Origin of the sequence: Bacillus sp. 166amftsu (assembly GCF_900107445.1) — a bacterium.
Taxonomy (GTDB): Bacteria; Bacillota; Bacilli; order Bacillales; family Bacillaceae_G; genus Bacillus_A; species Bacillus_A arachidis.
Map to the genome: position 1 here is coordinate 1,111,213 of NZ_FNQA01000001.1, position 14,976 is coordinate 1,126,188.

Below are 14,976 nucleotides of genomic sequence, written 5' to 3' on the forward strand. Positions count from 1 at the left end.
TTATAAATCTACATCAATTTTTGTTTTAAACTTTTCTTCTTTCGAGATCCCAAGATATTTTAACGTTTCAGATGGAGTAGCATGATGAAAGTGTTTTTGAAGAAGTGCAATTGCTACTCCTCGTTTATATGCATGGTAACCAAATGTTTTTCGCATAGAGTTTGTTCCAATCTTTCCAGGAATGCCAATTTCTTCAGCTGCCCGATGAATAATGCGATACGCTTGTTGACGCGTAATCGGATTTTTCGTTTTATTGGATTGAAATATATATTGCTCCTTCTCTACTTGAGAGGATTGAAAATAATCTAAAAGAGCATCTTTTACTTTTGAATTCAAATAAATATCTTGATTATATTTTTCATCTTTTCCAGGAAGCAAGTAAAAATCTTTAATTGTTCCACCTTCATCTAAAACATCTTCAACTTTTATAATTAATAATTCAGTAATTTTAAGGCCTGTATTAATCCCTAAAACAAATAATAAATAATCACGTTTTGAGTGTTCCTCTAAATACTTCTTCATCGCTTGAATTTGCTTAATATCCTTTAATGCTTCTACACATTCCATACATGTATTCTCCTCATCATATGATACATACTCACTGTTTTCATTTCTCTTATTCTGTATCATTTTATCTTATCATATCTGAAGATTTCCATGTATGTTGCCTGTTATCATTAAAGTTATTTATGCACTACACAACTGGGGCAATAGATTTTAATATCCCTAAAAACTCAGGATATTTATGGTTGGGGAATTTAACGTTATAAAAATAGGTTGAAATAACAAAAAACACAAGAGATAAAAGAGAAAATACTATAACATCTTTTGATTTCAAAATGGTACCAACTAGACGAAATAACGATTCATTTTGTGTATTCAAAATTGTTTCCTCCTATCTTCTAAAGATGGGCTTCGTAATACGTTGTTTCATAATTTTTATCCCTTATTTATGTTTTACTAAACAATGCTTGTTCATCTCTCCTTTCTTTATCTTCATGTTACTTAATTATAGTTTAAACTATAATTAAGTAACCTTGCAAGTTTTTTTCTGTTTTTTCTTATTAATAGTTTTTTTGAAATTAGCTCCTTAATACTTATAAAAAACAGTCGCCTTAAACGTTTTAATCAAAAAATACCGAGCACCCTCTGCTCGGTATTTTCTAAATCTTAGTCTGCTTTCGGAAGAACTATTCCTTTATACAATTGAACTGTAATGAAGTAATAAATTGCGTAAATGACTACGAAAATAACAATTGGAAGCCAAATACGGAAATACGGATCAAGTAAAATAAATCCGAAAATGTTCATTCCAACCAATACGTGAGCGATACCTACAATCGCTGGGAATAAGAATACTAAGAATAACTCTTTATAGATAGACTTCGTTAATAATTCACGGCGAACACCGATTTTACGAAGCATTTGATAACGTGTAATATCTTTTGATGCACCAGAAAGAATTTTAAACATTAAACAACTTGCCATCATTGCTAAGAAAGCAATTCCGAGGAAGAAGCCCATAAATACTGTTCCACTTGCCATACCGTGAAACCCAGTATACATCACATATTTAGTTTGTAAATTATCTGCTTTTATATTTTTATATTTATCTAGTTGCAACTCGTCAAGTTTTTTCCATTCTTTTGTATATGCTACAAAATCATCTGTTTTTCCAATACATACAATACCTTCTTTACCTTTTATACCATCGTACATTTTTTGATCGACAATTTTAATTGCTTGATCAGGGAATAAATAAAATGGCTGAAGCGTTCTAAAAGTTTCCTCCCATTCTTCTGGAAGTTTTTTTGTATTCGCATCTTTTTCGTTCATATTTCTTGAAATAGCACCTACGGGAAGCTCTTCAGAAACCTTCTTAAATTTATCAAAACTTTCTTTACCTACACCATCGCGTACCAATGGGCGATTTTTCTCTAAATCTTCTTTTAAGTAGTAAACATATTTATCATCTGTTTTGTAACGATATTCACTTTTTTCTTTAAATGGAATACCATCTAAAATTTTCTTTTCTTTTGCTGTTGGGTTATGAACCACTGAATCATATATTTCAACACCATCAACGGTCTTCATAACATTATTTTTAAAAGCCATACCGCCAGAAATTGCTCCTGCACCAAGTGCAATTAACATCGCAACTGTTGCAAGTACCTTTGTTAAACTATTAATACGGAAGTTTAATTGCGCAAACGTAAATGCGTTAAGACCCTTTTCACTACGCTTCTTATTGCTCTTTAGCTTTTTAATAATAAATGGTAGGGCAGATCCAAATAACATGTAAGTGCCTGCTGTTGTTGTAATTAACGCAATAATAATTCCCATTTCTCTTAACTTCTCCATATAAACCATGGAAGCATAACCAATGCCTAATAAAACAATTGCTAAAAATGCTACTACACCCGTCAATTTTCCTTTCACCGCAACACGCTCTGTTTGTGCATCTGCATGTACAAGTTGTAAGACTGAAATACGTGATAGCTTAATACTGTTCATAATTGCAGATAACACAAATAGTGCAAAGAAGAAAATGCAAGTAACAGTCATTGATGGGACATAAAATGCTTGATAACCACCTGCAGTAAACTCAAGCTGCTTCATAAGTAGCTGCCCAATTCCTTGTGCAAGACCTACTCCTACTGTAATCCCAATTACTAGAGATGCTACTCCAATAATGATTGTTTCCATAAACATAAGTAGTGTAATCTTATGCTTTTTTGCTCCTAGCATCATATACATACCGAACTCTTTTTGACGAAGTGATAGTAAGAAAGAGTTCGCGTATAAAATGTAGAAAAACGTGATAATTGCTAGTAAGAATGAACCAGCTTGGAATACAAATCCAATCGACCTAATAATAGAATTTGATTCAAGAAACGCCTTATTCAGTGCTAACGTTTGAAACATATAAAAAATTGAAATAGACATAACAAGACCAACAAGTAAGACGATATAGTCTTTCAGCTTACTTTTTAGTCCTGACATAGAAAGCTTAAATAACATGCCTGAACCTCCTTTCTTATGCTTTTTGTGTACCTAAGTCTGCAAGTACATCTAAAATTTCTTTATAGAACGCTTCACGCGTACCACCGCGATGAATTTCTTTGTATAGCTCTCCATCTTGAATGAATAAAATACGCTGACAGTAACTTGCACTATATGGATCGTGAGTAACCATCATAATAGAAACGCCTTGTTCTTCGTTTAAATTTGTCATCGCATCTAGAAGACTTGTTGCGTTTTTAGAATCAAGTGCTCCTGTTGGTTCATCTCCTAAAATGATTGCTGGTTCATGCACAAGTGCACGCGCTGCTGCTGAGCGTTGTTTTTGTCCACCAGATACTTCAGACGGGTACTTTTGAAGTATTGCTGAAATTCCTAGCATTTCCGCTACCTTCTCTACTTTTGGTCCAATTTTACGTGAGGGAACACCTTGAAGTGATAACGGTAAAGCGATGTTTTCATAGATTGATAAGTTCTCTAATAAATTAAAGTCTTGGAAAATAAATCCTAATTTTTGAGAACGGAAATCAGATAGTTCACCTTGCTTCATCTTTGTAATATCCGTACCTGCAATTTCAACAACACCGCCTGTTGCTTTATCTAATGTTGAAATTACATTTAGTAACGTTGTTTTCCCCGAACCAGATGGCCCCATGATGCCAACAAATTCACCTTCTTGAATTGAGAATGATACACCTTTTAATGCGTGTGATTGACTCTCACCTTTTTTACCGTACACTTTTTGAACACTTTTAACGTCTACAACTGGTTTGTTCATATATATCCTCCTACGCTTGTTTTTCCATTTCCTATTTTGCGCCTTTTGGAAGATATCTGCCATTGCTTAACATTACATTCACCTTACACTTTTGTAATATAATTGAACTCCCCCCACCTACCGTTAAGCGCTTGAGGTAGGGGTCTTCTCGCTAAATATGATAAAAAAGTTGAGTTTGTATAAACTCAACTTTTCATAGCACTAACCCTTTAAAACAAACTCATTTCCTTCATTATCTTTAAAAATAGAGAACGTTCCCCACGCCATTTCATTCGGCTCTTGCGTAAACTCTACCCCGTTCTTCTTCATTGTTTCATACGTTTCTGTAATATTTTCTGTTACAAATACGATCGATGCTTTTAATTCATTTGCATTTGGCATCATTGATTTTGGATAAATAACTAAGTGAGAACGTGTTCCTTTTGGTCCTACTTCAATCCAGCTTGCATTTGGTCCCATTGGGTCATTACGGTATACTTCAAATCCAGCCTGTTCCGTCCAAAATTCAAGTGCCTTTTCTTAATCCTCTACGTAAACTGCTACTGTACCGATATGTGCAATCATTATTCATTCCTCCGTTACTATTCTTACTTGAAACTTAATTATAATGTAGGTGCTCAAAATTACAAAAAATAAAACCAGGTCATACTGCGACCTGGCTTACTCTGATTGTTTCGATTTTTGCGGTTGTCCCTTTTTACGATTCCGCTGTTTTGCTTGTACTACTGGATCAAGTTCATTTGAAAATTCTGCGTTATGCCCATTTTGTGTTTTTTGCTCTGGGTTGTTTTGATCTGAGCGCTTTGCCACTTTCATTCACTCCTTATTAGTGTGGTGTAATAATCATTTGATGCTGCAATTGACGAACCGCCATACGTGCACGGTTTAACTGTTCACGCTGTTCATCATTTGCGTGTTGCTGCATTACTTGTAAATCGTTATAAGCCTGTTCCAATTTTAACTGCGCATCAGAATACTCCATTGTGTTGTAATGCTCTTGTCTACTTCCAATATCTAATTGTTCTTTTGCATATTCGATCGCTTGCTCTGCTTGCGTAATATATTCTTCAAGTGATTGACGCTCTGCCATTACATTTTTCCTCCTTGCCGTTAATTCCCCCTTAGTGTGTCCCTTCCATATTGACCTTATGAGTATGTTATAATGGATTTTGTTTCATTTTAGGTTTTAGGAGGGATATGTAATGAAGGCTCAAAACCCTTTTCCATATACAAATGACAATAAACGTTACCATACGTGGAATTATCACTTACGAAAAGAGTTCGGCGAAAAAATCTTTAAAGTTTCATTAGACGCTGGATTTGATTGTCCAAACCGTGATGGCACAGTTGCATACGGCGGATGCACATTTTGCAGCGCTGCCGGTTCTGGTGACTTTGCTGGTGATCGCCGCGATGATGTTATAACGCAGTATCATGAAATGAAAGAAAAAATGCATTCAAAATGGAAGGATGGAAAGTGTATCGCTTATTTCCAAGCATACACAAACACACACGCTCCATTAGAAGTGTTAAAAGAAAAATTCGAACCACTTTTAGCAGAAAAAGACGTTGTTGGTCTTTCCATTGCTACTCGCCCTGACTGCTTACCTGACGATGTTGTGGAATATTTAGCTGATTTAAATAAACGGACATATCTTTGGGTCGAACTTGGACTACAAACTGTTCACGAGCGCACAGCAAATCTTATTAACCGTGCCCATGACTATCCGTCATATGTGGAAGGTGTAAACAAGCTTCGTAAACACGGCATTAGAGTATGCTCTCATATTATTAACGGTCTCCCACTTGAAGACTACGACATGATGATGGAAACGGCGCGTGAAGTAGCCAAACTTGATGTGCAAGGAATTAAAATTCATTTGCTCCATTTATTAAAAGGAACGCCAATGGTGAAGCAATATGAAAAAGGACAATTAGAATTTCTTTCTCTCGAGAATTATGTAAGTCTCGTTGTCGATCAACTTGAGATTATTCCAGCAAATATGATTGTGCATCGTATCACAGGTGACGGTCCACCTGACTTAATGATTGGTCCAATGTGGAGCTTAAACAAATGGGAGGTATTAAATTCCATAGATGCAGAATTTGTACGCCGCGGAAGCTGGCAAGGGAAATATGCAAACGAGGTGAAACCAGTATGAAATTAGAACGTGTCTTGCCGTTTGCACGCACTCTTTTGCAAACAGCTGTTAAAGAAGGCGATTATGCTGTAGATGCAACACTTGGAAACGGTCATGATACTTGCTTTCTAGCGGAAATCATTGGAGAGAGCGGGAGAGTATTTGGATTTGATATTCAGCAGGAAGCAATTGAAAACTCGACTGCTCGTCTAAAAGAAAAAGGCCTAGAAGAACGAACTGTTCTTATTCATGACAGCCACGACACTTTGTTATCCGTATTACCAGAAGAAGCAAGAGGGAAAGTGACTGGAGCCATTTTTAACTTAGGTTACCTTCCTGGCGGTGACAAACATATCGTTACAAAACCAAATTCAACGATAGCTGCCATCGAACAATTATTAGACATCATGGCACCAGAAGGAATCATCGTTCTTGTCATTTATCACGGACATCCTGAAGGACAAATAGAACGTGATGCTGTACTGAAATTCGCTGAAGAACTGGATCAAACACAAGCCCACGTGCTTCGTTACGGATTCATTAACCAACAAAATAATCCGCCATTTATCGTGGCGATTGAAAAGCGATAAGCCGTGCATACACTGCACGGCTTTTTTATTGTCCTATCGACAAACATTACCATATAATGGATGTGTAAATCTTACAAAGAAGGAAGGTAAATATTTTGTTGATAGAATTGAAAGGGCTAACAAAGAGATATGGAAAACAGCTAATCTTAGAAGACATTCACTTATCTATTCCAAAAGGACAAGCAGCTGCCATTATTGGTGGGAATGGTACTGGAAAAAGTACACTCCTCAAAATAGTTACTGGATTTATTACTCCTACAACTGGAACAATCAAGAAACAACCCGACATGAAAATCGGATATGTACCTGAACATTTTCCAGAGGATATTCGTTTTACACTGGAAGACTATTTGTATCACCTTGGTCGTATTCACGGGTTATCTCAAGAGCATTTACAAAATAAAATCCCACCCCTACTAGAGCTTTTTCATTTAGAGCACGTCAATCATTCCATTGTAAAGAATTTTTCAAAAGGAATGAAGCACAAGGCTGGTATTATCCAAGCACTCCTTAGCAACGTAGATCTTTTAATTTTAGATGAGCCACTTTCAGGTCTTGATCTAAAATCACAACAAGAACTCGAGCAAATATTGCTTACATTAAAACAACAAGGTCTTACTGTTCTCTTCACCTGCCATGAGAAACAGCTATTAGAAAATTTTGCTGACCGAATTGTGACACTGGCTAATCGTACGATTGCAGAGGATAGACTTTTAACATCTGATGCAATCCCGAAAGAGCATATCTACATAGAAGCAACTGTACCGTATACATTTTCTATTACAAAGTTACAAAAACAATCTGGCTGCATACATGTCGCATCTAACCAGAGCCTCATTCAATTACAAATTGAAAAGGCTTATACAAATGACATACTTCACTATTTATTACATAACAATGCGTCCGTTACATTGCTACAACCTAAATTCCAAAACCGAAAGAAGGATCTTTATGATTGCACTCATTCGCTACAATTTTCTTGATTATACAAAGTCGTACAAGTATGTTCCACCAATCGCGATGTACATCATAAGTTTGCTCTTTGTCTATGCCTATACGCCAAATCCGATTGTTACAACATATTTAGAAACCGCACTTATGCTCTACCTACTTTCAGCTTGGATCACCATCACACTGTTTCATACGGAAGACCCTGTTCAAGAACAAATTACTCTTTCTCATACCAAAAGCATACAGGCCTTATACCTTAGTAAATATGTAACAGTACTTCTCATTTGTAGTGTTCTATCCCTTATATCTGTTATATACCCAATTGCCTTTCATATGTTTAACGAAAAAATGACAGTATCATTATTTATAACTGGTTTCCTTGTCCACTTTTCTTTATCTATACTGGGTACTTCTATCACAACTTTATTTACACGAAATATCATACAAAAAGCAAGTACAGCTTGGCTTAGCCTTTCATTTGTATTACTGATTACAATCGCATCCATTCGTCTCAAAAAAGACATGCCAGAATTATTATGGTTCTTCCCTCCTATTAATCATTTTATGATGCTTGGTCAACATGAACATCCTTTACCTGTCCGTGTGCTTTGGCTTACTGCATGGGCACTTGCATATTCAGTTGTATTAATAGGATTATTTCTTTCTCTTGTACGAAAAAGAAGGAACATGTAGATGAAAACAAGAATTTCTAAATTTAGATTATGAAATTAGGGAGAGATACAACAATGATTGGAATACTAGCAGGAATGGGACCAAAATCAACAGGGCCATTCGTTGATACAGTAGTTGAACAATGCCAAAAGATATACGGCGCAAAGTACGATATGGACTTCCCACATATGATGATTTATTCTTGTCCAACACCTTTTTATATGGATAGGCCTATTAATCATAAGGATATGAAACAGGCTATTGTACATGGTGCACAAAAACTGGAAAGTACAGGTGTGGATTTTATCGCCATGCCATGTAATACAGCTCATCTGTATTTTGATCAATTACAAAATTCTATTTCAGTTCCCATTTTAAATATGGTTGATGAAACAATAAAAGAAATACCCGATCACGTAAAAAAAGTAGCTCTTTTAGCTACTGATGCGACTGTTCAATCTGGCATATATCAAGATGGAATTTCAAAACGCGGTATGGACTACATACATAAAGACAACTGGCAAAGAGATGCCACTCAAATTATATCGAAAATAAAATCTGGAAACATAAGTGAAGCAAGCGAATTATGGCGTACACTTTGCACAGAATTGGGTGAATCCGTAGATGCCGTTATTATCGCTTGTACAGATTTGAATGTTATATGGGGTACAGAACTACATAACCTTTGTTTTGTGGATTCATCTACTTGTCTGGCTAAAGCCGTTGTAAACAAATATGTATCCTATCAAAAAAGATAGAAGGAAGATTTCATGAAAACAAAAAATATTCCTTTTGAAATGGGCTATACAATGTTATGAAAAACTCCAACATACCCGAGGGATTTTTATTAATAAACTCCGCCTCGCTTATGGTTATCATTGGGAAACAGACTTCAAAAGGCGAATGCGATTTTTTTGCGAATTCTTTCCGATATTGCAGCAAAACAACCGGTTCCTTGTATAGGAACCGGTTAATTATTTACTATTCAACCGACAGAAATATTTTTATACTTCCATCTTTAGAATAAAATTCAAAATCAGTTTTATATGCTCTTTTGATATCACTGTTCCAAATATCCACCCAAGCGTTAAAAACACCTTTGGGATCATTATGATCTACTTCTACAACATGGTAGTTACCAGCGGGAATGATGACATTACTTTCCTCAACAAGTTTCTCTTCCGTGCCAATATATAAATCATAATCACCTGTAAAATCACTTTCATAGTTCGTATAAACACCATATACATCACCTTTTAAATCTAAACGAAGAAATTCTTCCCATAGATTAAGTATGGCATCTGTATTTTGATTATTTGTTCTTACCCTTTTTCCATAAATATGTTTTTCAGTAATCGCTGTATTCATAGATCATTCCCCCCACTAGTTAATATGGAAAGTATAGCATTCATAATATGACAACAGTCTGTCAGCTTTTATAAATATATTCAATTTCACCTCTATATTTATTTTTAAGCCATAAAGGTTCTAGTATCTTTACATGCCTCCCAAACATCAAGAAAAATGGCAATATATTTTTATTGCTATCATATTGAAAAGTTACTTTTAACTCTCCATCTTCAAGAAACTCTATTTCATCATCAGTAAAGAAATCGTATAATTTTCCAAGTTCACTTTTTGAGAATAATAATACAATCCTCTCTACTTTAGCTGCCTTATTCGTTACATATTCATTTTTCTCAGTATAGGCCGCTCTAGTATTGTCATGTATAATTTCCATACTTCTTATTCTAGTCAATTTAAATAATCTCAAAGCTTTTCTAGACTCACAAAAAGCTTCTAAATACCAACTACCGTTCATAAAATTTAGTTTTAAAGGCTGAATCATTCGACTAGATATATTTGCTGTTTGTGACACATAAGAAATATGGATTTTATTTCCCTCATCAATTATAGACAGTATTTTTTTGACCTTTCGTTTTGTCTCTTCTTCTATCGTTTCTCTATGTAATGTAGATGATGATATTGTGATATTGGAATGATATTCCTCTTTATTTTCTTTCAATAACTCTAATTTTTTTTGTAGCATTGATAATTGATTGTTATCAAATAGTTCATTTTTTAAGGTTAAGCCTTCTAGTAAAAATTTCTTTTCCTCTTCACTAAATGTAAATTTATCTAGTTGATAGTTATCAATTAACGTAAAACCACCATTCTTTCCTAAATAAGAAATAATAGGAATACCAATTGCCGATAAAGCATCTATATCTCGATAAATCGTTCTTTTGCTGACTTCAAATGTATTAGCCAACTCTTCAGCAGGAACGATATCTTTTTTCAACAAATAAATAAGTATCGAAAACATCCTCTCTGTTTTCATAGCATGCTTGACCTCCTCGAGGGATATGTAAAAGATTAGGGAATCGAACTTTTCATTTTATAGAATATGTTTTTCCTAAGTAAATCACAACTTTTAAATATACATAGTAAAGAAGACCACTCCTAAAAAGAGTGGTCTTTTCATCACTGTGCCATTTTCTTTCGGTACATCTTCCCGTTCCAATAGAAGAATCGTGAAGTGAACCCCCCGTATTTCACAATGCGCCTTGCCATTTGCTGCATATTCTTTTGCTCTGATACCTTTTGGTCAGATAAATACATTCCAAGAAGACCGCGACTAATAAGACGATGAAACTTCGCATGTGGTAAGTCACCGATATTTCTTTCCGCTTCTTCCACAAAATGCTTCATTCGCTCTAATATCACTTGTTCATTTTCATAATAACTACAGAAATTTAAGTCTCCACCGATACGATCTTCTTCTTGATCGATGAAATAATCAAGTAAAATATGAAGACCTTGTACATAAGGGAAATAACCTTGCTTAATCTTTGCAATATCCTCATCAAGTAATTCATCATGAAACGCATACGCAACAAGACAAAAGATTCCAAGAGTAGATCCTGCACATGCGGAAAATTCAAACCAGCTCATCGGTGGTACATTTTCCTTATGAGCTTCAAACCATGTTCGCAAGCGCGGTTCTCTCTCTTCTAGTTTCACATGCTTATGAATTTGTAAATCACAATAGTAACAAGCAAGCTCGTGAAGGATTGGCGCTATCCTGTCATAGTGTTTTGTTTTTAGCAAAACATCTTGGCATGTTGCAACAAGCTCATCTAAATAACCACCATCATCTTGATCATCACGATAACGATAGTAATTACTTCCTTCACTCTCTGGTGTTAATGCAGCCAGCATTGATTCATGAAGTGCAGCAAAATCATTTGGATCAAGCGATGTACTACGATCACATAAGTTATCTAAGTAATCACTAATTGTCTGATACGCTACAATAAAACGAATACAGTCCTCACGGTGTTCATTTGCAAGCAGTGCTAAAATACCACCACCTTCACAATGAAACGTTTTATGTTCAATACTTGCAATAGCCTGATTATGAAGCTCATCATTCGGAATATGGTAGGCACGCTCTTTCCACATCGCTAGCTCATGGTGTACAACCGGAAACACATCACGGTATACTTTCGCCATGAGCGTTATGGGATTACTCGGTACGTTCACTTCTTCCTTCATCTCCTCTATTAAATGTCCAAATCATTATTTATTTGTTTCTATTATGTTATTTACATGTATTTCAGTAAATGCTTTGATATAGCTTAAAATTTCATCTCGCTCATATTCATTTAATAGCTCATGGTAACAATTTGACCATTCTTTATACGTCTTATCATTAACCTTTAAGTTATCAAACCATTTACGGACACGTGTTTTATCTACAAGTTTATCCTCACACGCCTGCATTAGCAAGAGCGGAACATCTGGAAACTCATCAATTTTTTCATGAGCAATCTCAATTGATTTTATCAATTCACTATACCAACGAACTGACACCTTGCGCAAGAACAACGAATCATTCTCCATCGCATCGCGAATTTCTTTATTCCTAGTTGACATTTCTACTGTAAGATTTGTGGGGAATTGGAGTTTCGGTGTGAGAATATTTAACAACTTTGAAGCAGCTCGAAGCGGAGCAGAAGGTGCAGCTAAAACACCTAGACATGGCGAGCTTAATATAATTCCATCTATGTCTTCTCTCTTCGTTTCTTCCATCATACGAATGACAATAAGTCCACCCATACTATGACCAAATAAAAAAATAGGAAGCCGATATTTCCTTGCTTCTTTCACCCATAATTTTACTTCCTCTATGTATTCATCAAATGAGTCGATATGTCCTCTATTTCTTGAAGTTGTTCCATGAGCCGGAAGATCTCCCATAACAACATGATACCCAAAATGAGTCCACATTTCTGCTAGTGCCTCATAACGTCCGTGATATTCCATCGCCCCGTGCACAATCACGATTACCGCTTTGGCTGTTTCTGCTTCATAATTCCACATACGAAACTCCTCCATTTCACTCTTTTCTGTAATTTGATACACTAAAACTAGTTTCTAGGAAAGGAAGGCTTTACATGATATATCCTTATAAAGATAAAAATCCGAAAATTGCGAGTAGTGCTTTTATCGCTGACTACGTTACGATTACAGGTGATGTTACAATCGGCGAAGAATCAAGCATTTGGTTTAATACTGTTATTCGCGGTGATGTTTCGCCAACAATCATTGGAAATAGAGTAAATGTACAAGATCAATGTACGCTTCATCAAAGTCCACAGTATCCCCTTATTTTAGAAGACGATGTTACAGTTGGACATCAAGTGATTTTACATAGCTGCACTTTAAAAAAAGATGCTTTAATCGGGATGGGATCAATTATTTTAGATGGTGCTGAAATTGGCGAAGGTGCATTCATCGGTGCCGGTAGCTTAGTTTCACAAGGAAAGAAGATCCCTCCTCATACACTAGCTTTCGGTCGTCCTGCAAAGGTTATTCGCGAACTAACAGATGAAGATCGAAAAGATATGGATCGCATTCGCAAACAGTATGTTGAAAAAGGGCAATATTATAAGTCACTTCAAAAATAGTTCTGCTTGCTGCCATTAAGGTGGCAGCTTTTTTTCATTAAAACTCTAACGTTCTCTTTACAAAATCTTATTATTCCCTCAATAAATTCTTATTAAAATAAAAGATATCATCTCAATACATATATAAATGAGGGGAGAGAGGTTTCATGAAAGCTAAATCCGTCAACTCCTTATACAAAATAGAATGTTACATTTTCAAAGGAATTAACCGTTACTTTGATCAAAAAACATTAAATATCTTTTTCCGCACGATTACACATATCGGTGGTGCAACCTTTTCTATCTCGCTCACGTTATGCCTTCTTATCTTTTCAAAAGGACTTCTGCACACTGCCGCAATTGCAGCAGCTCTTTCATTAACAATGAGCCATATTCCTGTGCAAATATTAAAAAGATGGTACCCACGTAAACGACCTTACTTAACGATTCAAGATGCAAAATACCCATTGCATCCACTACAAGATCATTCATTTCCATCCGGTCATACAACAGCTATTTTTTCAGTAGCTGTTCCCTTTATTTGTTATGATCCAACCTTAATGTTTTTTTTACTTCCAGTAGCAATGATTGTGGGAATCTCCCGCATCTATCTTGGACTTCATTATCCATCTGATGTATTTGTAGGTATGTGCCTTGGCACATGTTCTGGCATTATCTCTTTTTATCAATTCATTCCACTTGTTATGTAAAGGGGAGATTAGATGAGAGTCGCCATATTTACTGATACATTCACACCGCAAGTAAATGGTGTAGCAAAAACTTTAGATCGTTTAACTCGTTATTTTCAAAAACAAAATATTGCCTATTCTGTATTCGCACCACAACATACAGCAGAAGATAATTTTGTCGCCAATGTGAATAAGATGAGAAGCATCCCGCTGAAAATACTATATCCAGAATGCCGCTTTGCATTTCCAACCCCGCGTATTAGACGGGAACTTCTTGCATTTAATCCTGATATCATTCATGTTGCTACTCCTTTTAACATGGGGCTTTGCGGCATGTATTATGCGAAAAAACTAGGTATTCCTCTTGTCGGTTCTTATCACACTGACTTTGACGCTTATTTACAATATTATAAAATTGAATTTTTCTCCAATATGTTATGGAATTATTTGAAATGGTTCCACAGTCATATGCAAAAAAACTTTGTCCCTTCTTCTGAAACATTGCAGCAATTAACTCAAAAGAAATTTCGAAATTTATATATATGGGGACGAGGAGTAGATTGTTCTCTCTTCCATCCTGCTTACAATAAAGACGTATTCCGAAAAAAATATAATATTACTGCTTCATACATTCTTTCATACGTCGGACGCATTGCCCCTGAAAAAGATATTGATACCCTTCGTAGGCTTATTCATACAACAATAAAAGAACGAAAAGATGCGATTCATTGGCTTATTGCTGGAAATGGTCCTCTTGCTAAAGATTTACGTGAAACTACACCAACCAATAACGTAACCTTTACTGGATATTTGGAAAGAGAAAACCTAGCAGAAGCTTATGCCTGCTCTGACCTTATGATATTTCCATCAGCTACAGAAACATTTGGTAATGTCGTGCTTGAATCTCTCGCATGTGGTACACCAGTGATTGGTGCAAATTCTGGCGGAGTAAAAAATATTATTGCAGATGGAAAAACAGGTTTTCTTTGCGAGCCCAAAAATACGAACTCATTTTTATCATCCATTTATCAATTGTTAAATAGCGAAGAAGCGCGTAAACAAATGAGTATAGCGGCTCGATCCTATGCCACCACACAAAGTTGGAATGAAATTTTTCACAGCTTATACATGCAATATGAAGAGGTGCTTCAGCAAAATAATGCCGAACTACTTGCTTAAATA

General features: G+C 35.6%; 18 protein-coding genes and 1 pseudogene. 8 read left to right on the forward strand and 11 right to left on the reverse strand.

Features of this window, described 5'->3' with window-relative positions:
• The 7 genes and pseudogenes from BLV40_RS06080 to BLV40_RS06110 all read right to left on the reverse strand — a co-directional run bounded on the left by BLV40_RS06080 (position 1) and on the right by BLV40_RS06110 (position 4,889).
• On the reverse strand, positions 1-567 hold the full coding sequence (locus BLV40_RS06080) for a tyrosine-type recombinase/integrase (RefSeq protein WP_090688065.1): 567 nt from the start codon (positions 565-567) through the stop codon (positions 1-3).
• A gap of 127 nt (positions 568-694) precedes the next feature.
• Positions 695-883 carry a hypothetical protein gene (locus BLV40_RS06085; protein ID WP_026593778.1) on the reverse strand — a complete coding sequence of 63 codons (189 nt, stop codon included), beginning with the start codon at positions 881-883 and terminating at the stop codon, positions 695-697.
• 287 nt (positions 884-1,170) lie between these two features.
• On the reverse strand, positions 1,171-3,021 hold the full coding sequence (locus BLV40_RS06090) for an FtsX-like permease family protein (RefSeq protein ID WP_090688068.1): 1,851 nt from the start codon (positions 3,019-3,021) through the stop codon (positions 1,171-1,173).
• Between the two features lie 16 nt (positions 3,022-3,037).
• Positions 3,038-3,799, reverse strand: coding sequence for an ABC transporter ATP-binding protein (locus BLV40_RS06095; RefSeq protein WP_026593780.1), 762 nt, complete (start codon positions 3,797-3,799; stop codon positions 3,038-3,040).
• 201 nt (positions 3,800-4,000) lie between these two features.
• Positions 4,001-4,363: pseudogene (locus BLV40_RS06100) on the reverse strand (VOC family protein).
• Between the two features lie 96 nt (positions 4,364-4,459).
• Positions 4,460-4,609, reverse strand: a complete 150-nt coding sequence (locus tag BLV40_RS06105; RefSeq protein WP_003208774.1) for a hypothetical protein — start codon at positions 4,607-4,609, stop codon at positions 4,460-4,462.
• A gap of 16 nt (positions 4,610-4,625) precedes the next feature.
• A complete protein-coding gene (locus tag BLV40_RS06110) occupies positions 4,626-4,889 on the reverse strand; it encodes a YtzC family protein (RefSeq protein ID WP_026593783.1) in 264 nt (87 codons plus the stop codon).
• Positions 4,890-5,001: 112 nt separating this feature from the next.
• Here BLV40_RS06110 and BLV40_RS06115 point away from each other — a divergent pair, with 112 nt between their 5' ends.
• From BLV40_RS06115 to BLV40_RS06135, 5 genes are all read left to right on the forward strand, one after another.
• Positions 5,002-5,961: a tRNA modification radical SAM protein MnmL/YtqA gene (locus BLV40_RS06115; RefSeq protein WP_026593784.1), complete on the forward strand. Its 960-nt coding sequence runs from the start codon at positions 5,002-5,004 to the stop codon at positions 5,959-5,961.
• Complete coding sequence (locus BLV40_RS06120) at positions 5,958-6,530, forward strand: tRNA 5-(aminomethyl)-2-thiouridylate-methyltransferase MnmM (protein ID WP_026593785.1); 573 nt, start codon at positions 5,958-5,960, stop codon at positions 6,528-6,530. The genes BLV40_RS06115 and BLV40_RS06120 overlap by 4 nt, the downstream gene beginning before the upstream one ends.
• Positions 6,531-6,625: 95 nt before the next feature.
• Positions 6,626-7,513: an ABC transporter ATP-binding protein gene (locus BLV40_RS06125; RefSeq protein ID WP_090688071.1), complete on the forward strand. Its 888-nt coding sequence runs from the start codon at positions 6,626-6,628 to the stop codon at positions 7,511-7,513.
• Positions 7,482-8,174 carry an ABC transporter permease gene (locus BLV40_RS06130; RefSeq protein ID WP_090688074.1) on the forward strand — a complete coding sequence of 231 codons (693 nt, stop codon included), beginning with the start codon at positions 7,482-7,484 and terminating at the stop codon, positions 8,172-8,174. The genes BLV40_RS06125 and BLV40_RS06130 overlap by 32 nt, the downstream gene beginning before the upstream one ends.
• Before the next feature lie 53 nt (positions 8,175-8,227).
• Positions 8,228-8,911, forward strand: coding sequence for an aspartate/glutamate racemase family protein (locus BLV40_RS06135; protein ID WP_026593788.1), 684 nt, complete (start codon positions 8,228-8,230; stop codon positions 8,909-8,911).
• A gap of 223 nt (positions 8,912-9,134) precedes the next feature.
• Here BLV40_RS06135 and BLV40_RS06140 read toward each other — a convergent pair whose 3' ends face one another.
• The 4 genes from BLV40_RS06140 to BLV40_RS06155 all read right to left on the reverse strand — a co-directional run bounded on the left by BLV40_RS06140 (position 9,135) and on the right by BLV40_RS06155 (position 12,539).
• Positions 9,135-9,521, reverse strand: a complete 387-nt coding sequence (locus BLV40_RS06140; protein WP_090688076.1) for a GyrI-like domain-containing protein — start codon at positions 9,519-9,521, stop codon at positions 9,135-9,137.
• 61 nt (positions 9,522-9,582) lie between these two features.
• Positions 9,583-10,530, reverse strand: coding sequence for a helix-turn-helix transcriptional regulator (locus BLV40_RS06145; RefSeq protein ID WP_348519725.1), 948 nt, complete (start codon positions 10,528-10,530; stop codon positions 9,583-9,585).
• 107 nt (positions 10,531-10,637) lie between these two features.
• Positions 10,638-11,699, reverse strand: a complete 1,062-nt coding sequence (locus BLV40_RS06150; protein WP_026593791.1) for a tetraprenyl-beta-curcumene synthase family protein — start codon at positions 11,697-11,699, stop codon at positions 10,638-10,640.
• A 36-nt stretch (positions 11,700-11,735) separates the two neighbouring features.
• Complete coding sequence (locus tag BLV40_RS06155) at positions 11,736-12,539, reverse strand: alpha/beta hydrolase (protein WP_090688083.1); 804 nt, start codon at positions 12,537-12,539, stop codon at positions 11,736-11,738.
• Positions 12,540-12,613: 74 nt separating this feature from the next.
• Here BLV40_RS06155 and BLV40_RS06160 point away from each other — a divergent pair, with 74 nt between their 5' ends.
• The 3 genes from BLV40_RS06160 (at position 12,614) to BLV40_RS06170 (ending at position 14,973) form a co-directional block, all read left to right on the forward strand.
• The gene (locus BLV40_RS06160; RefSeq protein ID WP_090688084.1) at positions 12,614-13,126 is read left to right on the forward strand and encodes a gamma carbonic anhydrase; all 513 of its coding nucleotides are present in this window, start codon (positions 12,614-12,616) and stop codon (positions 13,124-13,126) included.
• A 146-nt stretch (positions 13,127-13,272) separates the two neighbouring features.
• Positions 13,273-13,815, forward strand: coding sequence for a phosphatase PAP2 family protein (locus BLV40_RS06165; RefSeq protein WP_090688087.1), 543 nt, complete (start codon positions 13,273-13,275; stop codon positions 13,813-13,815).
• A gap of 12 nt (positions 13,816-13,827) precedes the next feature.
• Positions 13,828-14,973, forward strand: coding sequence for a glycosyltransferase family 4 protein (locus tag BLV40_RS06170; protein WP_090688090.1), 1,146 nt, complete (start codon positions 13,828-13,830; stop codon positions 14,971-14,973).
• The last annotated feature ends 3 nt before the right edge of the window (positions 14,974-14,976 follow it).